This is a genomic window from Mycobacterium sp. (assembly GCF_032159775.1).
GTDB lineage: Bacteria > Actinomycetota > Actinomycetes > Mycobacteriales > Mycobacteriaceae > Mycobacterium.
Window position 1 is genome coordinate 25,825 of sequence record NZ_JAVHWK010000113.1, and the last position, 21,296, is coordinate 47,120.

24 protein-coding genes, 2 pseudogenes and 1 riboswitch are annotated in these 21,296 nt (G+C 67.8%); of the genes and pseudogenes, 10 read left to right on the forward strand and 16 right to left on the reverse strand.

The genetic code is table 11. The features are described from left to right. Positions 1-67 precede the first annotated feature (67 nt). Positions 68-1,558 carry a class I adenylate-forming enzyme family protein gene (locus QOJ24_RS13495; RefSeq protein WP_526261929.1) on the forward strand — a complete coding sequence of 497 codons (1,491 nt, stop codon included), beginning with the start codon at positions 68-70 and terminating at the stop codon, positions 1,556-1,558. On the opposite strand, the gene QOJ24_RS13500 is transcribed toward QOJ24_RS13495, so the two are convergent. Both QOJ24_RS13500 and QOJ24_RS13505 read right to left on the reverse strand, forming a co-directional pair. Then, positions 1,534-2,130 carry a class I SAM-dependent methyltransferase gene (locus QOJ24_RS13500; RefSeq protein WP_526261931.1) on the reverse strand — a complete coding sequence of 199 codons (597 nt, stop codon included), beginning with the start codon at positions 2,128-2,130 and terminating at the stop codon, positions 1,534-1,536. The two genes, QOJ24_RS13495 and QOJ24_RS13500, sit on opposite strands and share 25 nt — an antisense overlap. A 1-nt stretch (position 2,131) precedes the next feature. Next, a complete protein-coding gene (locus QOJ24_RS13505) occupies positions 2,132-2,557 on the reverse strand; it encodes a pyridoxamine 5'-phosphate oxidase family protein (RefSeq protein WP_526261933.1) in 426 nt (141 codons plus the stop codon). 36 nt (positions 2,558-2,593) lie between these two features. Here QOJ24_RS13505 and QOJ24_RS13510 point away from each other — a divergent pair, with 36 nt between their 5' ends. After that, entirely contained in the window at positions 2,594-3,583 is a 990-nt protein-coding gene (locus QOJ24_RS13510; RefSeq protein ID WP_526261935.1) for an LLM class F420-dependent oxidoreductase, read from the forward strand. A gap of 3 nt (positions 3,584-3,586) precedes the next feature. On the opposite strand, the gene QOJ24_RS13515 is transcribed toward QOJ24_RS13510, so the two are convergent. Beyond that, on the reverse strand, positions 3,587-4,459 hold the full coding sequence (locus tag QOJ24_RS13515; protein WP_526261937.1) for a YbfB/YjiJ family MFS transporter: 873 nt from the start codon (positions 4,457-4,459) through the stop codon (positions 3,587-3,589). Positions 4,460-4,556: 97 nt separating this feature from the next. Continuing rightward, positions 4,557-5,165 (reverse strand): hypothetical protein, encoded by a 609-nt coding sequence (locus tag QOJ24_RS13520; RefSeq protein WP_526261939.1) that lies wholly within the window; start codon positions 5,163-5,165, stop codon positions 4,557-4,559. A gap of 174 nt (positions 5,166-5,339) precedes the next feature. On the opposite strand from QOJ24_RS13520, the gene QOJ24_RS13525 reads away from it, so the two are divergent. Then, a complete protein-coding gene (locus tag QOJ24_RS13525) occupies positions 5,340-5,684 on the forward strand; it encodes a cupin domain-containing protein (RefSeq protein WP_526261941.1) in 345 nt (114 codons plus the stop codon). Here the strand turns inward: QOJ24_RS13525 and QOJ24_RS13530 are convergent. Both QOJ24_RS13530 and QOJ24_RS13535 read right to left on the reverse strand, forming a co-directional pair. After that, positions 5,681-7,330: pseudogene (locus tag QOJ24_RS13530) on the reverse strand (DNA repair helicase XPB). The gene QOJ24_RS13525 and the pseudogene QOJ24_RS13530 overlap by 4 nt on opposite strands. Positions 7,331-7,381: 51 nt before the next feature. Further along, positions 7,382-9,631 (reverse strand): helicase-associated domain-containing protein, encoded by a 2,250-nt coding sequence (locus tag QOJ24_RS13535; protein WP_526261943.1) that lies wholly within the window; start codon positions 9,629-9,631, stop codon positions 7,382-7,384. An 84-nt stretch (positions 9,632-9,715) separates the two neighbouring features. Between QOJ24_RS13535 and QOJ24_RS13540 the strand changes: the two genes are divergently transcribed. The 4 genes from QOJ24_RS13540 to QOJ24_RS13555 are packed head-to-tail and all read left to right on the forward strand — an operon-like array spanning position 9,716 to position 11,334. Continuing rightward, positions 9,716-9,916, forward strand: a complete 201-nt coding sequence (locus QOJ24_RS13540) for a hypothetical protein (protein ID WP_526261970.1) — start codon at positions 9,716-9,718, stop codon at positions 9,914-9,916. Positions 9,917-9,975: 59 nt separating this feature from the next. Then, a complete protein-coding gene (gene moaC, locus QOJ24_RS13545) occupies positions 9,976-10,401 on the forward strand; it encodes a cyclic pyranopterin monophosphate synthase MoaC (protein WP_526261972.1) in 426 nt (141 codons plus the stop codon). Between the two features lie 28 nt (positions 10,402-10,429). Continuing rightward, positions 10,430-10,909 (forward strand): MogA/MoaB family molybdenum cofactor biosynthesis protein, encoded by a 480-nt coding sequence (locus QOJ24_RS13550; protein ID WP_526261944.1) that lies wholly within the window; start codon positions 10,430-10,432, stop codon positions 10,907-10,909. Next, entirely contained in the window at positions 10,906-11,334 is a 429-nt protein-coding gene (locus tag QOJ24_RS13555) for a molybdenum cofactor biosynthesis protein MoaE (protein ID WP_526261946.1), read from the forward strand. The genes QOJ24_RS13550 and QOJ24_RS13555 overlap by 4 nt, the downstream gene beginning before the upstream one ends. Here QOJ24_RS13555 and QOJ24_RS13560 read toward each other — a convergent pair. The 4 genes from QOJ24_RS13560 to QOJ24_RS13575 form a co-directional block, all read right to left on the reverse strand. Further along, positions 11,331-12,626: a transglycosylase family protein gene (locus tag QOJ24_RS13560; protein WP_526261948.1), complete on the reverse strand. Its 1,296-nt coding sequence runs from the start codon at positions 12,624-12,626 to the stop codon at positions 11,331-11,333. The two genes, QOJ24_RS13555 and QOJ24_RS13560, sit on opposite strands and share 4 nt — an antisense overlap. 9 nt (positions 12,627-12,635) lie before the next feature. Then, positions 12,636-12,819, reverse strand: a riboswitch (cyclic di-AMP (ydaO/yuaA leader). Positions 12,820-13,064: 245 nt separating this feature from the next. Next, the gene (locus tag QOJ24_RS13565; protein WP_526261950.1) at positions 13,065-13,343 is read right to left on the reverse strand and encodes a MoaD/ThiS family protein; all 279 of its coding nucleotides are present in this window, start codon (positions 13,341-13,343) and stop codon (positions 13,065-13,067) included. Continuing rightward, positions 13,340-14,392 carry a GTP 3',8-cyclase MoaA gene (gene moaA, locus QOJ24_RS13570; protein ID WP_526261952.1) on the reverse strand — a complete coding sequence of 351 codons (1,053 nt, stop codon included), beginning with the start codon at positions 14,390-14,392 and terminating at the stop codon, positions 13,340-13,342. Before moaA ends, QOJ24_RS13565 begins: the two co-directional genes overlap by 4 nt. Continuing rightward, the gene (locus QOJ24_RS13575; protein ID WP_526261954.1) at positions 14,389-14,805 is read right to left on the reverse strand and encodes a YccF domain-containing protein; all 417 of its coding nucleotides are present in this window, start codon (positions 14,803-14,805) and stop codon (positions 14,389-14,391) included. The genes moaA and QOJ24_RS13575 overlap by 4 nt, the downstream gene beginning before the upstream one ends. A 145-nt stretch (positions 14,806-14,950) precedes the next feature. On the opposite strand from QOJ24_RS13575, the gene QOJ24_RS13580 reads away from it, so the two are divergent. Both QOJ24_RS13580 and QOJ24_RS13585 read left to right on the forward strand, forming a co-directional pair. Continuing rightward, positions 14,951-15,364, forward strand: a complete 414-nt coding sequence (locus QOJ24_RS13580; RefSeq protein WP_526261974.1) for a cold-shock protein — start codon at positions 14,951-14,953, stop codon at positions 15,362-15,364. A gap of 31 nt (positions 15,365-15,395) precedes the next feature. Then, complete coding sequence (locus tag QOJ24_RS13585; RefSeq protein WP_526261956.1) at positions 15,396-16,403, forward strand: glutathione S-transferase family protein; 1,008 nt, start codon at positions 15,396-15,398, stop codon at positions 16,401-16,403. Here the strand turns inward: QOJ24_RS13585 and QOJ24_RS13590 are convergent. Continuing rightward, positions 16,400-16,882 (reverse strand): DUF2771 family protein, encoded by a 483-nt coding sequence (locus QOJ24_RS13590; RefSeq protein ID WP_526261958.1) that lies wholly within the window; start codon positions 16,880-16,882, stop codon positions 16,400-16,402. The genes QOJ24_RS13585 and QOJ24_RS13590 overlap by 4 nt on opposite strands. Then, positions 16,879-18,579 (reverse strand): MFS transporter, encoded by a 1,701-nt coding sequence (locus QOJ24_RS13595; RefSeq protein ID WP_526261960.1) that lies wholly within the window; start codon positions 18,577-18,579, stop codon positions 16,879-16,881. The genes QOJ24_RS13590 and QOJ24_RS13595 overlap by 4 nt, the downstream gene beginning before the upstream one ends. Before the next feature lie 86 nt (positions 18,580-18,665). Between QOJ24_RS13595 and QOJ24_RS13600 the strand changes: the two genes are divergently transcribed. Continuing rightward, the gene (locus QOJ24_RS13600; protein ID WP_526261962.1) at positions 18,666-19,610 is read left to right on the forward strand and encodes a DUF3027 domain-containing protein; all 945 of its coding nucleotides are present in this window, start codon (positions 18,666-18,668) and stop codon (positions 19,608-19,610) included. On the opposite strand, the gene QOJ24_RS13605 is transcribed toward QOJ24_RS13600, so the two are convergent. The 4 genes and pseudogenes from QOJ24_RS13605 to QOJ24_RS13620 form a co-directional block, all read right to left on the reverse strand. After that, positions 19,601-19,984, reverse strand: coding sequence for a DUF1801 domain-containing protein (locus QOJ24_RS13605; protein WP_526261964.1), 384 nt, complete (start codon positions 19,982-19,984; stop codon positions 19,601-19,603). The genes QOJ24_RS13600 and QOJ24_RS13605 overlap by 10 nt on opposite strands. Then, positions 19,977-20,393: a VOC family protein gene (locus QOJ24_RS13610; protein WP_526261966.1), complete on the reverse strand. Its 417-nt coding sequence runs from the start codon at positions 20,391-20,393 to the stop codon at positions 19,977-19,979. The genes QOJ24_RS13605 and QOJ24_RS13610 overlap by 8 nt, the downstream gene beginning before the upstream one ends. A 5-nt stretch (positions 20,394-20,398) precedes the next feature. Further along, positions 20,399-20,779: a helix-turn-helix transcriptional regulator gene (locus QOJ24_RS13615; protein WP_526261976.1), complete on the reverse strand. Its 381-nt coding sequence runs from the start codon at positions 20,777-20,779 to the stop codon at positions 20,399-20,401. A gap of 162 nt (positions 20,780-20,941) precedes the next feature. Then, positions 20,942-21,121: pseudogene (locus QOJ24_RS13620) on the reverse strand (2-polyprenyl-6-methoxyphenol hydroxylase); the annotation flags it as partial. Positions 21,122-21,296: the final 175 nt, after the last annotated feature.

Sequence of the window (21,296 nt, forward strand, 5' to 3'; positions counted from 1 at the left end):
GCCGAAATCGCGTTGGTACGGGCTCAGCTTATGACGGTTGTCTGCACGTCTTGGTTATGGTCGAGGCGTGACCGAACCGTTTACCGAGAGGTTCGCGGCCGGGCTGGCCGGCTACGGCGACGGTCAGTGCATCGAGTACGAGGGCCGGTGGTTCTCGGGCAACGAAGTCACCGCATACGCCGATGCCATCGCGTCGGTGCTGCGCGAAGCGGGCGTCGCCGACGATGCGCCGGTCGGGCTGGTGGTGCGCAACCGGCTACCGCACGCCGCCGCCATCATGGGATTCATCGCGGCGGGCCGCGCCGTCTCGATGATCTATTCGTTCCAATCGGCGGAGTCGATCGGCCGCGACATCGAGACGCTGTCCCTGTCGGCGGTCGTGGCCGACGAGCAGGACTGGACTGACGAGGTCGTCGCGGCCGCGAAGCGCGCGGGCAGCGCAGGGGTCGCCATCTCGATGCGGTCGCCCACCGTCGCCGCTGTGCGGGGACTCGAGCGTCGCGACGCCAACCGCAGACACGCTGAGGCCGAACCCGGTGTGGCACTGCAGATTCTGACCAGCGGCACCACCGGTCCGCCCAAACGGCAGTCCATCAAGACGAAGGTGCTGGAGCGGACCGTCTTCAGCGTGACCAGTGGCGAGCCGGCGCCGCCGGGCGCCCCGCCCGAGTTCTCGTACTGGCAATTCGGCGGCATCGGGGTCTGCCAGCTGATCGCCGGCGCATACAACGGCAGGCGGATCGTCATCCTCGAGCGGTTCTCTGTCGACGGCTGGGTGAACGCGGTGAAGACGCACGGGATCAAACGGTCCGGCGTGCAGCCCGCCGTGATCCGCATGCTGCTCGATGCCGACATCCCGAAAGAGGACCTGGCGTCGCTGGAATTTCTGATCAGTGCGTCGGGTCCGCTCGATCCGGAGACCCGCGACGAGTTCGAGGCCCACTATGGCATCCCGGTCAAGTTAGCCTACGGCGCAACCGAATTCGCCGGATCACTGTGTGCCTGGACACCGGAGATGGACGCCGAGTTCGGCGCATCCAAACGGGACAGCGTCGGCAGGGCGCTACCCGATACCGCGCTGCGCATCGTCGATGCGGACACGGGGGTCGACGTGCCCACCGGCGAGCAAGGGCTGCTGGAGGCGAAGATCACCGCGATCAGTGACGACTGGATCCGCACCACCGACATCGCGTCGATCGACGAAGACGGGTTCGTCACCCTGCACGGCAGGGCCGATGGCGCCATCAACCGCGGCGGGTTCAAGGTGCTGCCGGAAACCGTTCGGCGGGTGCTGGTTTCGCACCCGGCAGTACGCGATGCCTGCGTTGTCGGGATACCCGACGCACGGCTCGGTCAGGTGCCGTTCGCCGCCGTCGAAGCCGTGCCCGGCGAGCCGCCGCCATCCGACCAAGAGCTCACGGACCTGGTTCGTCGATCGCTGCCGGTCTACAACGTGCCCGTCGCGTTCGCCGTCGTCGACGAACTTCCGCGCAATCCCGCGCTGAAGGTGAGCCTGCCCGCCGTCGCCGCACTCTACGAGGCGCGCGCAAACAGGTAGAACCGGCCAGGGTCCTTGCCGTTGTGGTTCATGGCCGGTTCGCTGTTCGACGACAGCAGCGTCCACGGGCCTTCGAACCGTTGCGCGACCTCGGAGGGCTCGATGCCCGGCACGCCGTACGAACTTCCCGGGATGAACTCGACGAGCAGCAGCCGCGCGTCGGGTGCGGCGGCCGCCGTCACCTCCCGGACGTAGTCATGCCGGTCTTCGTCGTTCATGCCGTGCAGACAGCCGTTGTCGATGATCAGGTTGAAGTCCGACCCGATGCCCTCCTCGCAGAGCCGGGTGACGTCGGCCTGTTCGAACCGGATGTCGATTCCGTTTGCCGACGCCTTCACCCGCGCCCGCTCGATCGCTCGCGCCACGTAGTCCACACCGGTGACCTGCCAGCCGTGCCCGGCCAGATAGATGGAGTTATCGCCGGTGCCGCAGCCGATATCCAGCGCCTTGCCCGGTGACAGAGCGCGGTCACCCTCGATCAGGTTGGTCAGGCTCGTCGGCAGGGGATGCCCGTCCCAGGGAGTGAGCCCCAGACGGTAAAGCGTTCGGAACAGCAGCTGCCGGGACCCCACGTCAGATCGAGCCGAGGTCCGAGGAGTTCCAGTGCTCGGGTGTCATGTAGATGGCTACGCCCTCGCCGTGCTCGCGGCGGGCGAACTCCAGGTACCCGTCCACGGCCTGCGGCGGCAGATAACGCTTGACCATCTCCACCAACTGATCGTCGGTTGCCGGCTCGATCCGGCTGACCGGGCCGTCGACGGAGACATAACGCACGGTGGGTTCGACGCGATCGACCATCAGCGTGAATTCACCCTGTGTCTCGATGAGCCGGTGCTTTCGCGAGCCGGCCCCGGTGTGAATCCACGGTTCGCCGCCGGGGCTGTACTGGTACCAGATCGGTACGGTCAGCGGTCCGCGCTTGTCACCCGCGCTAACCGACAGGGCGGCGACATGTGGTTCGGCCAGAAACTGTTCGCGTTCTTCCTTGGATAGGGCCATGATTGCCAGGCTAGTCGCGGTCGTAGAGTGCGACATATGCGCTTTGGATTGTTCATCCCACAGGGATGGCGACTCGATCTCGTCGGCATTCCCACCGAAAACCACTGGCCGGTAATGCGTGAGCTGGCGCAATACGCCGACAACGGGGCCTGGGACTCGCTGTGGGTTTACGACCACTTCCATACGGTGCCGATGCCCACCGACGAGGCGACCCACGAGGCGTGGTCGCTGATGTCGGCCTACGCGGCGTCCACGTCGCGCATCAAGCTCGGCCAGATGTGCACGGCGATGAGCTACCGCAATCCGGTGTACCTGGCGAAGGTGGCCGCCACCGCCGACATCATCTCGGGCGGCCGGGTTCAGATGGGTATCGGTGGCGGTTGGTACGAGCACGAGTGGAAGGCCTACGGGTACGGCTTCCCGTCAGCGGGTGTGCGGCTGGCACGGCTCGACGAAGGTGTCCAGATCATGCGTGACGCCTGGCGCGACGGACGAGTCACGTTCGCGGGCAAGCACTATGCCGTCGACGGTGCGATCGTTGCGCCTAAGCCGTTGCAGGACGGTGGACCTCCACTGTGGATCGCAGGCGGTGGCGAGAAGGTCACGCTGAAGATTGCTGCGCGCTACGCGCAGTACACGAACTTCAGCTCCGAACCCGACGTGTTCGCTCACAAGTCGCAGGTCCTCGCCGATCACTGCCGTGACGTCGGCACCGACTACGACGCGATCGTCCGCTCGTCGAACTTCAACGCCGTCATCGGCGAGTCCGAGGCAGACGTGGCGGACCACATCGCCCGGATTCGGGAGAAGCAGGTCGGCGTCGCGAACGAACAGGCGGTCGACAACATGCTCAACATGGTCAGGTCACCGGACTCCGCATCTGGTACCCCCGAGCAGGTCGTCGAGAAGCTGAAGCGCATGCGTGACCTCGGCTGCGAATACGCGATCCTCTACTTCCCCGAAGCCGCCTACGACCGCAGCGGCATCGAGTTGTTCGAGCAGAAGGTCATCCCCGAGCTGAGCTAGCGGCTAGCCGCCGAGACGCGACACCTGGTAGTGGCCGATACGCCAGCCGTCCTCACCGCGTTCGAGAAGCGCACCCAGGTAGACGTCGACTGTGGGCCGGTCGGGAAACGCGAAGTCGACCTTGGCGTAACCGAGCACCAAATCGTGTGCCGGTCGACGCGTTTCGAGCAGCCGGTAGGTGACCGTCATACCGGAGGGCTGGGCCGAGTAGTACTCGCCCACGCCGTGGCGCCCGACGCTGTAGGGGTGCAGCCCCTGGAAGATGACGTTCTCGCTGAAGACCTCGGCGATGCGCTGCGGCGCGGCGATCGAATCGGCTGCCACACTTCGTGTTCCGCCCATGGTCCAGGCGAAGATGCTGAGCACTGCGGCAGATACCGCAGCGATCCACCACGCCGACTGCCATCCCGCGCCAGGCTGGGCGAGCACGAGCACCGCCGACAAGGCGATGCCGACGCCGACGCCGCCGAAACCCCACCCGGGTAGATGAGGTGAGTGGTCGCCGAGCTGATCCAGCATCGAGTTGACGGCGATCACGAAGACCACTGCGCTGGTGAAGCCGGCGACGGCACGCAAGCCCAACCAGCCAAAAGCGTTGGATGCGAAGGGCATTGCCGCCAGCGTGGCAACCAGCACGACCAACGACACCCTCAACGCCATCGCCGACCGGGTCAACCGGTTCGACGCGGTGCCTGCCAACGCGCCTGCGAGGTATCCGACATAGTTCGCGGTCGCCAGATTTCCGGCCAACTGCGGGGTCAGGTTCGCCTGCGCGGTCATCAGCGGCAGGATCGGTGTGTAGGCGAACCGCCCGATGCCCATGGCCGCGGCCAACGCCGCTGCGCCTTTGACGATATGGGCCCAATTCGCATGCATGAGCCGATGATGCGTCGGCGTACGCGAAGCACGCCACGACCGAATTGCTCGCAGCTGCGAGGCCGAACCTCACACAGCTGGGCCGAGCTAGCGCCGCCTAGGGCGTCGGCGGTGGCCCAGCCGGAATCGGTGCCATTCCCGGCGGCGCGTTCGGCGGCGGAGGGCCGTCGAAGTAGCCGGGAGGAGGTGGGCCGCTGATCGGGTAGTAGCCCTCGGGCAGCGGCGGACCGCCCCCCGCGGCGCCCGGGGCGCCCTGCGGCGCCGACGGCGGGGCTTCGGAACCCGGGGCGTTCAACGATTTGAAGCCGGGCGGCAGCTGCGGCGCGGGACCGGCACCTGCCGGGGGCGGCGCGCCTCCCGGCATCTGGCCTTCCGGCGTTTCGGCGAAGTTGTACGGATCCTTGGCCTGATGCCAGGCATCCCGCAGGAAGCCCAACGGGCCGTCCGATTGCCCCGAGCCGTACTTGGGGTTCGAGATCTCGGGCACCATCGGCGGTCCGACCGGCGGCGGCGCCGCGACCACGTCGCCTCCAACGGGCTGGCCCGCGGGAGCGGCTTCGATCACCGGCTGACCCGGCGGAGCGGGCTCACCCGGCACCAGGGGCGGCACCGGATCGGCAGCAGCGCTGGCCGCCGCGCCCAGCGTGCCGAATCCGATGACCGTGCCGGCGACAGCTGCCGTCACGATTCTCCTGCGTCGTGTCATGGGTCACGAGGCTAGCGCACTAGGGGCGGCCACGCGCCGGTCGCAGAGTCTCGCAGGCGTAGATGCCGAAGTCGTGGCTTGCCGGTGCCGCCGATGACGAGAATGGTGTTGTTGGTTGTGTTCGGCTCAAACACGTATTTTTCATGTCCGATCGTCTGAGAGGAGACGCCGGCGATGGAGAAGATCTCGCTCACCGCGCTCGCGCGACAGCATCTGGAAACGGCGCGCGCCGCGAGCAGCGGTCGCAGCTCGCACACGATCTACGGCGGCCACGAGCACTCGTTGCGTCAGACCTTGATGGCGATGACGGCGGGTAGCACGCTCGACGACCATGAAAGCCCCGGCGAGTCCACACTGCAGGTGCTGCAGGGCAGGGTGCGGGTGACCAATTCGTCGGCAGGCTGGGACGGGTCGCCCGGAGATCACATCATCCTGCCGCGCGTTCGTCACGGATTGCACGCGGTGGAGGATTCGGTGGTGCTACTGACCGTCGCGAAACCCGTTGGGTCTCACGTCTAGACGGCAGGGCCGAGCAGGTCGTCGGCGTCCTTGATGACGTAGCCGTAGCCCTGCTCGGCCAGGAAGCGCTGGCGGTGCGCGGCATACTCGGCGTCCAGGCTGTCGCGGGACACCACCGAGTAGAAGATCGCGCCGCCGCCGTCGGCCTTGGGTCGCAGCAGCCTGCCCAACCGCTGCGCCTCTTCTTGGCGCGACCCGAACGTCCCCGAAACCTGTATCGCCACATTGGCTTCCGGCAGATCGATGGAGAAGTTCGCGACCTTGGACACCACCAACGTGGGGATCTCGCCGCGGCGGAACTCGTCGAACAGCGCCTCACGTTCGGCTGTCTTCGTCGACCCCTGGATCACCGGAGCGTTGAGTTCTGCGCCAAGCTCGTCGAGCTGATCGAGGTAGGCACCGATCACCAGCGTCTGATCGCCGGGGTGGCGTCCCAGGATCGATTTCACCACCGCGATCTTCGAATGCACCGTCGAGCAGAGCTTGTACCGCTCTTCCGGCTCGGCAACCGCGTAGAGCATCCGCTCGTTGTCGGTCATCGTCACCCGCACCTCGATGCACTCCGCAGGCGCGATCCAGCCCTGAGCCTCGATGTCCTTCCACGGCGCGTCATAGCGCTTGGGTCCGATCAGGCTGAACACGTCGCCCTCGCGACCGTCCTCACGGATCAGGGTGGCCGTCAACCCGAGGCGGCGCCGGGACTGCAGATCGGCGGTCATGCGGAAGACGGGCGCGGGCAGCAGATGAACCTCGTCGTAGATGATCAGGCCCCAGTCTCGGCTGTCGAACAGCTCGAGGTGCCGGTATTCGCCCTTGGTGCGGCGGGTGATCACCTGATAGGTGGCGATGGTGACCGGTCGGATCTCCTTCTTCTCCCCGGAGTACTCGCCGATCTCTTCCTCGGTCAGCGACGTGCGGCTGATCAGCTCGCGCTTCCACTGCCTGCCCGCCACGGTGTTGGTGACCAGGATCAGCGTCGTCGCGCCCGCCTTGGCCATCGCCGCAGCGCCGACGAGCGTCTTGCCGGCACCGCACGGCAGCACGACGACGCCCGAGCCGCCCTGCCAGAACGAGTCGGCGGCCATCTCCTGGTAGTCGCGCAGGTGCCAGTTCTCCTGGTCAAGGGATATCGGATGCTTCTCGCCGTCGACGTAGCCGGCCAGATCTTCTGCAGGCCAACCGATCTTGAGCAGCATCTGCTTGACCCGACCGCGCTCGCTGTTGTGCACGATGACGGTGTCGTCGTCGATGCGGGCGCCCAGCATCGGCGCGATCTTCTTGTGCCGAAGCACCTCCTCGAGGACCGCGCGGTCGAGGCTGACGAGGGTCAGCCCGTGCACGGGGCTCTTCACCAGTTGAAGCCGGCCGTACCGGGCCATCGTGTCGACGATGTCGACCAGGAGCGGCTGCGGAACCGCGTACCGAGAGAACGACACCAGCGCGTCGACGACCTGTTCGGCGTCGTGGCCTGCGGCCCGGGCGTTCCACAGCGCCAGCGGCGTTATCCGGTAGGTGTGGATGTGCTAGGGCGCGCGTTCCAGCTCGGCGAACGGGGCGATCGCGGCGCGCGCCGCGCCCGCTTGCTCGTGGTCGACTTCGAGCAGCACCGTTTTATCGGACTGCACGATCAAGGGCCCGTCTGTCATTTTGTCCATTATCCCGACTCTTGCGACATGCGCCCCGACAGCCCCGCGGAATCAGGCCTCGTCGGCCGACATCACCGACGTGACGCGGTGGATGGCGAAGTCGCGGACCCGGCCCGTCGCGGGGTCATACGCGGTCAGCTGGCCGCCGCGGACGGACACCGGCGCCACCACGCGCTGGGTGGCCACCCCGGCCGGGTCGACATATCCGATCACTACCGAGCTCTGCACCCGGGCCGCCTCCTGCAGCTGCGACATGGCCACCGCCGGGTCGATCCGCATGTTGGCGAACGGCGTCGCCGCGACCTTGCGCAGCACGGCGACGATCGCGCTCAACGTCTGGCCCGGCGCGGGCGTCGGCGCTCGAGGGGCGCGGCGATAGGCAGGCGCGGGGACGCGCGCACCGCAGGCGCGGATGTCGACGATCGCTCCGGTGGAATCCTCGGCGGCGGGAGCGAAGCCCGCGGTGCGCAATGCCGCGAGCACCTCCGAGATCGGCGCTTGTGACACCGCGACAGTCGGGGCGAGCAGCCGCATCTCGAGGGGTTCGGCGGCGGGCGCGCCGACCGCCTGGGCAAGTAGTGCGGGATCCTCACAACGGACGAACGACGCGGCCATCCCGACCCGCAGCTGTCCGTGCCTGCGCGCTACGTCGTCGATGAGATAAGTAAGACCTTGCGGTACAGGGGTTTTGGAGTGTCGCCCGAAAAGGGCGTGCAGTTCGCCTGCCGTGCGACCGGTGTCCAGTGCACGCCGGATCGACGACTCGCTGATCCGATACACCATGGCCGCACCCGCTGACTCCACGGTCGCCACGGAAGCCAACTGCTCGCCGAGATCGCGTTCGAGTGGCCCGGGGACGACGACGGTCAGGTCGGCCTGCAGCAGGAAGTGGTCGATGGGCTTGGGCAGTACCCGCGCCATCGCATCGACGGCACCGACATCGCCCGCGAGCAGCTTGCGTCCAGGCCCGGTGATCGCGCCGCGACCGACGATGCCGAGCGCGTGCGCCTCGGTCAGCAGGTCGGCGACCGGCTGCGGCTGAAGCCGCACCCCCCAGCGGGGGCGCCGCCACACCATCGCGCTCGACGCCTCTGCCGCGTCGACCCCCGCCCCCTCGGGCAGGTCGGCGAGTACGGCGAGCAACAACCGGCGGTCCAGCGGTGCGGCGGTGGAGTAGAGCGAATCCGACAGCGCCGCATAGGGTTTGCCGTCCGGTCCACGACTGCCGATCAACCCCGGTCTACCGGGAAGGTCCAGCCAGGTCGACGCAAGCAGCTGCCAGCGGGCAGCGACGGGGGATTCGATGAACCGGTCGGCGGCCACGGTCGGCGCCCAGTACGGCCCAGAGCCGTCGAGTGGTTCGGGGTCGGGCAGGCCGGCCGCGATCAACCCCGCGGCGGCCGAGACCTCGAGGACAAGGCCGAGTCTTTGCTCGTCGATCCCGGTCACCTTCGTCAACCGCTTGACGTCGCGTACACCGAGGCCGCCGCTGCGGAGTTCGGGAACCGGTGTGGCGCCCAGGGTTTCGATCACCAGCTCGACTTCGCGCAACAGATCTATGACGGCGCCCGCTGCGACTGCGTCGACGTCAGCTGCGGTCGTCGTCGACACCACGGGGTTTGGCGCCGTCAGCCCGAGGGGCCCTGGGACCTCGCCGCGCAACACCTGACCCACCAGTCGGGGAAGGATGACGGTTTCGGCGTCGATCTGGCGGAGCAGGCCCGCCGCCAACAGCCGCTGCACGGGCCGGTCCGGCGGCGTGCCGGGCGCGGCGTCGCGGGTCCTGCCCATCGGCGAGCCCTCCGTCAACCGCCGCAGCAGATCGCGCTGCGCATCGTCGACGACAGCGAGCCGATCGGCGATCTCGGCGCTGGTTAGCTCAGCGCCTTCGAGGACCGCCTGTCCCGGATACCAAGGCAGGCCCGCCGAGGCCTCGGCGGCCACCCGGACCTCGGTGTCGCCCCACACCAGAGCGCGTTCGCGCAGATCGTCGACGGCGGCGGCCAGGCCATCCTCGCCGATGCGGCCGTCGATCAGCGACGTCAGCTTGCTCAGCGGCACCGGCGTGGTGTCGGCGTGCAGGGTCAGCAGTGCGTCGAGCACCGCGAGGTGCAGGAAATCCAGCTCGTCGGTGGCGGCCTTGACGGACTGCCTGGCCTGCGCGCGGGCAGCAAGTGCTGCGATGCTGCCGGGCGGCGGCTGAGTCAGGTCGGGCCGCAGCTCCAGCAGCCGGATCAGCCGCTCGTCAGGCAAATCGGCTAGCCAGGCACCCAACGGGGCGCCCGGATTGTGTTCGGACATTACTGACCAGCGTAAAGCAGGCTCAAGCCCGTCTCGCTCCTCGCGTCCGCGCCGGTCTCGCCACTCGCCGCGGCGCCTGCCACAATATGGGGCGTGGCAGAGAAGAAGCAGAAGACCCGCTATATCGACAACGGGTGGCCGACCACCGACGTCGACGACGATCACGCGGTCAGCGAGCTGGCCGCCGACCGCACCGGCGCGCTGTCGCCCTTCGGCGACCTGACGTTCCCGATGCCGTCCGAGGATCTGCCGTATACGCACCCGGTCACCGTCGTCAACAAATAACGGTGGTCCAGCCTGGCGGGGATCGGCTGTCACACCTCGACGAGTCGGGCGCGGCCCACATGGTCGACGTGACCGGCAAGGACGCCACCAGGCGCAGCGCCGTCGCGGCAGGCACGCTGCGGACCCGCGCCGATGTGGTCGAACTCATCGCGAGCGGAGGGCTACCCAAGGGTGATGCGCTCGCCACCGCGAGGGTCGCAGGCATCCTGGCGGCCAAACACACCAGCGACCTGATCCCGCTGTGCCATCAGCTGGCGTTGACGGGGGTCGACGTCGACTTCGAGATCGGCGAGGCCGAGGTCGGCATCACGGCGACGGTGCGCAGCACCGACCGCACCGGGGTCGAGATGGAAGCGTTGACGGCAGTGAGCGTGGCCGCGCTGACGCTCTACGACATGCTCAAGGCCGTCGACCCGGCGGCGAGCATCGACGACATCAGAGTGCTCCGCAAAGAGGGCGGAAAAACGGGGACGTGGACACGGTGATGAGCGCTCGCCCGAAGGACAGATGGACATGACGCGTACGGCGAGGGTGATCATCGCATCGACCCGCGCGGCGACCGGCGTCTACACCGACCGCACCGGCCCGATCATCGTCGACTGGCTGAACCAGCGCGGCATCGTCACCCCCGCGCCCGTCGTGGCCGCGGACGGCAGCGCGGTGGTGCGCGCGCTGTTCGCGGCGGTCGGCGAAAACGTCAGCGCGATAATCACTTCCGGCGGTACCGGCATTTCGCCGACGGACCGCACTGCTGACGCCACCGCCGACATGGTCGACTACCAGATTCCGGGCCTGGCCGACGCGATCCGGCGCTCCGGGTTGCCGCACGTGCCGACGTCGGTGCTGTCACGCGGCGTCTGCGGCGTCAGGGACGGCACGCTGATCGTGAACCTGCCCGGATCGACGGGTGGCGTCAAGGACGGTCTCGGCGTGCTCGACGATGTTCTCGAGCACGCGCTCGACCAGCTCGCAGGCAAGGACCACGCGCAGTGACCGCCGTCGTGCTGCGCGCCGAGCTGACCGATCAGACCATCGAGCTTGCCGAGCACGAGGGTCTGGTTGCGCATCAGGCCGCAGGGGCCGTCGTCGGCTTCGCAGGCGTGGTCCGGGATCACGACAGCGGGCACTCGGTGACGAGGCTCGAGTACTCCGCGCACCCGACCGCCCAGCAGACACTCGCAGACGTCGCCGCCGAGATCGCGGCCGACTGCACGGGTGTCCGGGCGATCGCCGTCAGCCACCGCATCGGTGCACTCGAGATCGGAGACGCGGCATTGGTGGCCGCCGTCGCCGCCGACCATCGGCAGGCGGCGTTCGACACCTGCGCCCGGTTGGTGGACAGCGTCAAGGCACGGCTACCGGTGTGGAAGCACCAGTTCTTCGCCGACGGCTCCGACGAGTGGGTGGGTTCGGCCTAGCCGACGGGCGCAGGCGGCACTACCGGCTCGCCCGGCATCGGCGCGGGCGCAACCTCGGCTCCGAGAGGAGCAGGCGGAACATCCCCGACCGGCCCGGGAGCGATGCCCGGACCCGCGTTGAGGTTCTCCGAACCCGGTTCCGGGGTCGACATCGGCCGCTGGGTCAGCGCGAGCAGCGCGTCCTTGCCCGTGATGTCCTGGGTCTGGATCGCGTGCCACAAATCCTTGAGGTAGCCGACGTTGGGGCTCTGAGCCGGTAGGTCGCCCTCATTCAGCGTGGTGCCTGTCGGCAGGTTCTGCGGGCTGGCCAGGTGCGGGACCTCGGCGGCCGCAACAGGAAGCTCGCCGGTCACCGCCTGGTTGGCCGCGTCGAGAGCCGGCGCAGGAATATCGACCGAGTTCACCAATGCCAACGGATCGGCTGCGGGCGCCGGTGCGGCCAGCGGATCGACCGGGGCCGGACCGGGAAGCGTCGGCGCGGGCTCCAGCGGCGGTGGTGCCATGTGCAGCGCCCATTGCTGGGGGCCGTCGGCGGGGGCGTCGGCTGCGACATCCCAGTCCGCTGCGGGCTGCTCGAGCGAGGCGTTGACGACCGGATGCGCGACGGGCGCGGCGTCCGGTAGCGGGGTGTCCAGCAGCGGCGGGACGTCGGGCATCTGCGACGCGTCGGGCAGCGGCGCGTCGAGTGAGACGAACTCGGCGGCCGGGGAAGGCGGAAGCTCGGGTGCCGGTGGCGGCGGAAGCTCGGGTGCCGGCGGTGGGGCGTCGGGCAGCGGGGCGGCCAGCGCGTCGACGGGAGCGGCATCCGGTGGTGGCGGTGCGAACGGGTCGAGAGGCGGAGGTGACGGCAGCTCGCCATTCAACCCCGCGGCATCGATGGCGCCGTCGACGGCTTCTTGAGCGTTGTCGATCACGTTGCGCGGCGTCGAGCTGGACAGCCCGCGGCCGCAGACCGGCCACGCGCCGCGGCCCTGGCTGCCGAGGACGCGCTCGGCGACCGCGATCTGCTCTTCCTTCGTGGCCATGTGGGCCGACGGCGCGAACTCACTGCCGCCGTGCGAACGCCAGGTGCCCGCCGAGAACTGCAGACCGCCCTGGTAGCCGTTGCCGGTGTTGATGGCCCAGTTGCCGCCGGACTCGCAGCTTGCAACCTTGTCCCATTCGCCATCGGTGGCTGCTCCCGCATGCCCGGCGAGGGCGAGGCCTCCACCACCGATGACTGCGCCCGTGAAGGCGACTTTCGCTACTGATTTTGCCGATGACGTGGGCTTACGGTGCCGTCCACTGCTCATGGGTGTGTTAAGTCCTCTCTGATGCGCCCGCGAGGTCAGCTGTCGGGTTCGGGCTGGAGAGGTTGCCCGGCCTGGCCGTTTCGAGAAACGGTTTCGGCTTCACCCCAAGGAGCCGCAAGCGGCTCCTGGTCCTTTTTCGGTGGACCGGTTGGGTCCCCCGCCTCCATCCATGATTTTTCGGTGAGTTCCTGCCCGACGGATGGAGCTCGGCGCTACCAGGCAGGAAAGGCTAGCCGATTAGGGTCGACTGGCTTGCGGAAGAACTTAACGGGTCTGCGCGTTGTAGTCATCTTTTGCTCGTTGCGGCGTTTCGCCTGGCGGCAAATCCTAATGAGGTTCTAAAAGCGCAGGAGTCTCGGGCGTTTCTGCTGGTGCATGTCGTGCTCCACCAGTCTGTAGCCAGCTTGTGACCATTTTGTTATGTGACGTAAATCACGATTAGCCGCCGGCGAAGGGCGGCAGCACATCGATTATCTGCCCGTTTGTCAGCTCTGCGGTCTGGTCGCGAACGGCGACGCCGTCACATAAGAAGGAACACCGCCGCAGCACCCGGGCGAGCTCAGGACCGCGCTCGGCGAGGGTCTCGACGAGCGCGGAGACGGTTGTCCCGGACGCCGTCTGCACGGTTTCGGTCTGGGTGCCTGCGGCGGCGCGAGCCGCGGCGAAGTACCGCACGGTGAGCGTCAGCGTCTGCGCAGTGGCAGCTTCCACGGTCATCCGCCGATCGCGCTCATCGGCCGGTCCGGCTGCACGAAGTCGGGGTCGTTGATGCCGTGGCCCGCGGGCTTGGCCCACATCGCGGCGCGCCATGCCGCCTCGACGGTGGCATCGTCGGCGCCCGTACGCATCAGCGCGCGCAGGTCGGTCTCCTCGCGGGAGAACAGACAGCTGCGCACCTGGCCGTCGGCGGTCAGTCGGGTGCGGTCACAGGCCGAGCAGAATGCATCCGACACCGACGCGATGATGCCGACGGTCGCTGGGCCGCCGTTGACCAGCCAGAGTTGTGCGGGCGCGGAGCCGCGTGGAGCGGGGTCCGGGGTCAGCGTGAAGTGCCTCTGCAGGGTGGCCAGCACCTGGTCGGCGCCGATTGTCGTGCCGCGGGACCACTCGTGACCGGCGTCAAGCGGCATCTGCTCGATGATGCGCAGCCGGTAGTCGTGCTCGAGGCTGAAGCGCAGAAGCGACACCGCGTCCTCGAGCCCGGTCGTCGGGTCGAGGACGGCATTCACCTTGACCGGCCGCAGGCCCGCGCGGTGCGCCGCGGCAAGGCCGGCCAGCACGTCGGCGAGCCGGTCGCGACGGGTGATGTGCGCGAAATGTTCGGCGTCGACCGTGTCGAGCGACACGTTGATCCGGTCCAGGCCGGCGCGCTTGAGGCCGTCAGCCCGGCGATGCAGGCCAATCCCGTTGGTGGTCAACGTGATTTCAGGTCGAGGATGCAACGCGGCGGTCGCGGCGACGACCTCTTCCAGGCGCTTGGCCAACAGGGGCTCGCCGCCGGTGAAGCGAACGCGCGTGACGCCGAGCCGGGTCACCGCGATGCCGAGCAGGCGGGTGAGCTCGTCGACCGTCAGCAGCTGCTCGCCCGACATCCAGTCCAGCCCCTCGGCAGGCATGCAGTACGTGCACCGAAGGTTGCAGCGGTCGGTCAGTGACACCCGCAGATCGGTCGCCACCCGGCCGTAGGTGTCGAGCAGCGGTCCGTCGGTCGGTGCGGGCCCGACGGGACGAGACACCGAGGGAACGCCGAGCGCGACGACGGTCACGCGGCGGCTCGTGAAGAGTTTGAGGACAGGTCGCGCGTCTCATCGACGGGCACGATCTCCTTGCCCAACGGCACCAGCGAGACCGGGATGAGCTTGAGGTTGGCCAGGGCGAGCGGGATGCCGATGATCGTCACCGCCATCGCGACCGCGGTGACGACGTGTGCGATGGCCAGCCAGATCCCGAACAGCAGCACCCAGATGATGTTGCCGATCAGCGCACCCGGCCGGGTGCCCGGTTTGTCGATCACCGTGCGACCGAACGGCCACAGCGCATAGGACGCGATGCGCAGCGACGCGAAGCCGAAGGGGATCGTGACGATCAGGATGAAGCAGATCAGAGCTGCCAGCAGGTATCCCAGCGCCAGCCACAGGCCGCCGAAAACCAACCAGATGATGTTCAGGATCAGGCGCATCTCTTCCTCCAGCGTGGGTTTCAGCCTACCGAGTAATGGGGGTGCTGGTCTGCGCGGCCTCCGAGTAGGATCTTCCCAACGCGTCCCTGCGGAAAAGGCGGGACGCTTTCCTTATGTGATTGACAGAGACGAGCGGGTGAGACCAGTGCCGACCGGCCGGGTTAAGTGGTACGACGTCGAGAAGGGCTTCGGCTTTTTGTCGCAGGAGGAGGGCGAGGACGTCTACGTGCGTTCCTCCGCGCTGCCTGCAGGCGTCGACGGACTGAAAGCGGGACAGAAGGTCGAGTTCGGCATGGCAGCCGGTCGCCGTGGCCCGCAGGCGTTGAGCCTGAAGATCCTCGACTCGCCACCGAGCCTGACACGTACCCGTCGTGAGGCCGCCGCGGCCGAGCACAAGCACTCGCCTGACGAACTGCACGGCATGGTCGAGGACATGATCACGCTGCTGGAAGGCGCGGTGCAGCCAGAGCTACGCAAGGGCCGCTACCCCGACCGCAAGGTGGCGCGCCGGGTGTCCGAGGTGGTCAAGGCCGTCGCCCGAGAACTCGACGGCCAGTAGCCTCCCGCGCGAATGGGGGCATGCTGGTGGCATGGCTGAATATGTCTCCAGCGGCGGCGAGTTCAACCGCGAAACCGACTACATCACCACCCGCATCACCGCGGACGGCCGCGACGGCTATCCCGTCGAACCCGGCCGTTACCGGCTGATCGTCGCGCGGGCCTGCCCGTGGGCCAACCGCGCCATCATCGTGCGCAGGCTGCTCGGCCTGGAAGATGTGTTGTCGATCGGCTTCTGCGGGCCCACCCACGACGCCCGCAGTTGGACCTTCGACCTCGACCCCGGCGGCGTCGACCCGGTGCTCAAGATCCCGCGGCTGCAGGACGCCTACTTCGCCCGCGATCCGAACTACCCCAAGGGCATCACGGTGCCCGCAATCGTCGACGTGCCGACAGGGCAGGTCGTCGCCAACGACTTCGCGCAGATGACGCTCGACCTGTCCGGCGAGTGGACGGCGTATCACCGCGACGGGGCACCGGAGCTTTATCCCGAGCCGCTCCGCGAGGAGATCGACGAGGTCGCCAAGCGGATCTACACCGAGGTCAACAACGGCGTCTACCGGTGCGGCTTCGCCGGCTCGCAGGCGGCCTACGAGAAGGCCTATGACCGGTTGTTCACCGCGCTGGACTGGCTCAACGGGCGGCTGGAGAATCAGCGGTTCCTGGTCGGAGACACCATCACCGAAGCTGACGTCCGGTTGTTCACCACGCTGGCGCGCTTCGATCCCGTCTATCACGGTCACTTCAAGGCCAACCGCTCCAAGCTCGACGAGATGCCCGCACTGTGGGGCTATGCGCGCGACCTGTTCCAGACTCCCGGCTTCGGTGACACCACCGACTTCGTCCAGATCAAGCAGCACTACTACATGGTGCACACCGACATCAACCCGACCCGCATCGTGCCGAAGGGCCCGGGCTTGTCGAACTGGCTGACACCGCACGGCCGGGAAGCATTGGGCGGCAGGCCGTTCGGCGACGGCTCACCGCCCGGGCCGACGCGGGACGGCGAGCGCGTACCCGCCGGACACGGGGCAGGCTAGGGCCAGGTGGTGCGCACCGACCACTCGGCGTGCGTCCACGGAAACTCGTTGCCCGCCTCGTCGCGCACGAGCGTCGGCAGCTGCACCGCGAAGCCGAAAAGCCTGCCGCGGTGCGGATCCATCGTGGGGATCGTGACCGCCAGTGTGCTACTCGACCGGAATTCGTTGACGACGTCGGCGCCTTCGTAGGACCGCACAAGGACCCACGGCGCACGGGCAATCGCCTGCGGCACGGACAGCTGCACCGCGTTGCGCGCATCGACGGCCAATTGGCCGTCACTGCGCGGTGTTTCGCATTCGGTGGGGTTGAGCACATTGCAGAACTGATACGGTCCGACGCGCACCAGTTGGCCGCGGGTGTAGGCGCTGATCTCCGGGTGCTCGGGTGCCGGAGACCGGGTCAACCGCCAGATCAGCACACCGGTCGCGACAGACGCCAGCACGGCGACGGCGACAAGGACCGCCAAACCTCTCTTCACTCCCGCGGCACCGTCCAGCCCTTGCCTTTTCCGCTCCTCGCGTGCGCACCCTCCTGCGCCGCGACGACCGGGCGGTTGCCGCCGAGTCCGGGGATCAGAGAGTCGCCGCGATAGCTGACGAGCGTCTGCGCCAGCCCGAGTATCAGCATGGTCGAGATCACCGTAAAGCCAATGTGCAGTTGGGTATACACGAGCACCCCCGTCGCGCCGCCCGCAACCCAGGCCAGCTGCAGGAGCGATTCCGACCGTCCGAACGCCGACGCGCGCGACTCCTCGGGCAGATCGTCTTGTAGCGACGCGTCCAGTGAGGCCTTCGCGATCGCACTCGCGGCCGATGTCACCAACGCGGCAAGCGCCGCCACCAACAGCTTTCCGGTCAGTGCGGTGGCCAGCGCGGCCACGGTGACCGCGGCGGTGCTGCGCACGACCAACTGCGCCGGATGCCCCAGCTGCAGCCGGGCGCTGGCGTAGTTGCCGCCGAAATTGCCGATGGCCGCCGCCGCACCGATCAGGCCGAGAATCAACAGCTGCTCCCAGCCGCTCTTTTCGTGCGACTTCGCAACGAACGCGGGGTAGAGGAACAGGAAACCCACCATCACCTTGATGGTGCAATTGCCCCACAACGCAGTGATGATGTTGCGGCCCAACGGTTGTCGTGCGCCGCCGGCCTCGGAGAACCGCTGCGGATGGCGGCGCAGTTCGTCGCTGCGGCCGTGGTAGCTCAAGGTGGTGGGCACCTCGCCCTCGGTGACCTCCACCCACTTCGGGATGCGCATCGCGAGCACTGCGCCTGCCACGGTCACGGCGATGCAGACGTAGAGGGCGCCTGGCATGTGCAACAGGTTCAACAAGTATTCCGCGGCCGCCGCCACCGCGCCGCCCGCGATGGTTCCGCCGAGCAGGCCGAATACCGTCAGCCGCGAATTGACACGCACCAGGTCGATGGTCGGCGGCAGCACACGCGGGGTCACCGCACTGCGCAGTACGCTGAATGACTTGGACAACACCATCATTCCCAGTGCGCATGGATAGAGCACCCAGGAGGGGAAGCTGCCAGTCTCGCCGTCGTAGTTGGCTATCAGCACCACCACGAGTGCACTGCGGAGCGCGAACGACATGGCGAGGGCGAGCCTGCGGCCGTGCTGTAGGCGATCGAGTGCCGGACCGATCAGCGGGGCGATGATCGCGAACGGCGCGATGGTGATGATCAGGTAGAGCGCGACCTTGCTCTTGCTCTCTCCTGACGCCGCCGCGAAGAACAGCGTGTTGGCCAGCGCGACGGCCATTGCGGAGTCGACGGCGAAGTTGGCCATCACCGGATACGTCAGCGCGGTCAGGCCCGACTTGTCGGCTCCGTCGGCGGTGGCGGCACGCTGAAACAGGCCGTACATCTTCGTGCCCATCTCCCGGCTGCGTTGAGCCGCCGACCGGGGCCCGCTGTGGACGCCGCGACCCGCGCCCGCACCGACACCGGGAGGTGCATCGCTGCGGCTGGACGACCGCGCCTCCAGGTCCGGCAGATACCGGTTGGCGCTCGGCGTGGACGAGCGGCGCTGGCGTCGATGGTTCACGCCGTCGCTGGGGTAGTTCGCCATTCCCGGGTGCTCGTCGCCGTCGCCTGCAGGCGGTCGGGGCGGGTAATAGCGCGGATCATTTCCGTCTCCCCGATCACGGGGGTCCCGCTGTGATCCGCTCACAACAAGATTCTCCCCCATCGCGATGGCGGCGTCGCGCAGCCGACCGGGTGTGGCTGCGCGCGGGCCGGTCAGGCACTATTGACCACGTGGACAGCGTGACGGAATCCACCGAGGACGGCTCGGTCGCATCGGCGATCGAGTCGTCGGCGGACCTGGAGGCGGTGCTGACGGGCGCCGTCGATGTGGCGCGCGCGGCGATCGTCGAGCACAGCGGTGACACCGTCGGCGAGTATCTGGGCGCGACGTTCGACGATCCCACCGCCGCCACCCATCGTTTCCTGGCCAAGCTGCCCGGCTATCAGGGCTGGCAGTGGGCCGTGGTGGTGGCAGCGCATCCCGGCGCAGACCACGCCACGATCAGCGAAGTGGTGTTGGTGCCGGGGCCGACGGCGCTGCTGGCGCCGCAGTGGGTGCCCTGGAACGAGCGGTTGAAGCCCGGCGACCTCGGTCCCGGTGACCTGCTCGCCACACCGGCCGAGGACGAACGCCTTGTACCCGGCTTCGCCGCCACCGGCGACCCGGCGATCGACGATGTCGCCTACGACCTGGGCCTTGGCCGACGGCGCCTGCTGAGCCAACTGGGTCGGGCCGACGCCGCCCAGCGCTGGCACGACGGCGACTTCGGACCAGGGTCCGCGATGGCCCGATCGACCCGCCGCGTGTGCCGGGACTGCGGTTTCTATCTGCCGCTGTCCGGGGCCCTCGGATTGATGTTCGGCGCATGCGTCAACGAGTTCTCCGCGGACGGCCATGTCGTCGATGCCGAATACGGATGCGGCGCGCACTCGGACACGCCGGCACCCGCAGGTGCCGGTTCACCGCTCTATGACCCCTTCGACGACGGCGTCCTTGAAGTCGTGGAGCCGCAGGCACCCCCCGCCGACGACCCGCCACCGTCGACCGGCGAGCCGGAAGCATCCGACGCCGACGAGCCGGCATCATCTGACGCCGACGAGCAACCCGCCGACGAGGAACCCGCCGAGGCCGAGCAGCCGGGCGACGACGTCGAGGGCGATCAGCCTCAGGCGTGACCGGCCCGGTGCGGCCTCGAGTTCAGTTCGACAGCGGCCCGGACAAGGGCGGTGAACGCCTTCTCGTCCAGCTGATCGTTCTCTTCGATGTCGATGGCGCGACGGGTGTTTCCGTCCAGGCTGGAGTTGAACAGGCCTGACGGGTCGTCCAGCGATGCGCCCTTCGCGAATGTCACCTTGACATGGTTCTTGTACGTCTCACCGGTACAGAGCATTCCGTCGCGGTACCAGACCGGAACGCCTCGCCATTTCCACTCCTCGACCACATCAGGCTCGGCCTGCTTGATCAGTTCGCGTATGCGCGCCAGCATTTCGCCCCGCCAGTCACCGAGTTCGTCGATCCGGGCGTCGATCTTCTTCGCCGCGTCAGTCACGCCTCACCTCCTGGATGCGAACGGTGTTGCCCGCGGGATCGCGCAAGGCGCAGTCCCGCGAGCCCCACGGCTGGTCGGTCGGCTCCTGCATGACGTCGGCACCGCTGGCCTGCGCCCGCTCGAACACGGCGTCGAGATCGGTGGTGGCAAGCATGATGCTGGCGTAGGTGCCTTTGGCCATCATCTCGGCGATGACGCGCCGTTCGTCGTCGGTGATGCCGGGGTCGGCGCCGGGAGGCGTCAAGACGATGTTCATATCCGGCCTACCCGCAGGGCCGATGGTGATCCAGCGCATCGCGTTTCGACCGATGTCCTTGCGCACTTCGAACCCGAGCGCGTCGCGATAGAACGCCAGCGACTGCTCCGGATCTTCGTGCGGAAGAAAGCTCGCGTTAATTGTGATGTCCATGCCGTTCACGCTAGGTGCAGTCGCGCGGCAGGCGCTTCTCGATTCCTGATCGGTCGCGTCACCTGTTTCTCCACGCACGACGGCATCGCATGCGTGGCGCCTGAGGTTTGTTCGCGGTAGAGGCTCGGCGACATGCCCACCAGTTCGGTGAATCGTGTGCTGAAGGTGCCAAGCGATGAGCAGCCCACGGCGAAGCACACCTCGGTGACGCTGAGATCTCCCCCGCGCAGCATCGCCATCGCACGCTCGATGCGCCGCGTCATGAGATAGGAGTAGGGCGATTCGCCGTATGCGAGCTTGAACTGTCGGGACAGGTGGCCCGCCGACATGTTCACGCCTCGGGCGAGCGCCTCCACGTCGAGCGGCTGCGCGTATTCGCGGTCCATCCGGTCGCGAACGCTGCGCAACAGCTTGAGGTCGCGCAGGCGCTGCGTCTCACCGAGCGTGCGGGTCACGTTTGCGATCGTGCCATATGCGAATGCGTCGAGTTCCGAGAGCGCCTTGCACAACACCATCGTGTCGAGCAGCACCTGGTTGGTCCCCTGGGCGAGCGTTGGCGGCATCGTGTGCGCAGCATCTCCGAGCAGCGTGAGCGCCCCCTGACCCGGTGTGCGGGTAATCGGATGCCGAAAGTGCGGGAACGGCGAACGGGCGAGGTCGTCGTCGGTCAGGGTCTCGAGCAATCGATCGATCGAGTCCATCCATCCGGTGAAAGTGGACCGGATCATCTCGATCGGCCGCTCTGGCCTGACGAAGTCCGCCGACCACGGCACGTCGAACCACCACTGCAGACTCGATCCGCCTGCGGGCCACAGGCCAACGCTTCCGTGCTCACCGACGACGATTCGTGCGATGTGCTTGTCGGGCAGGTCGGGAAGCGTGACCAAGCCCTGCCAGCTGCAC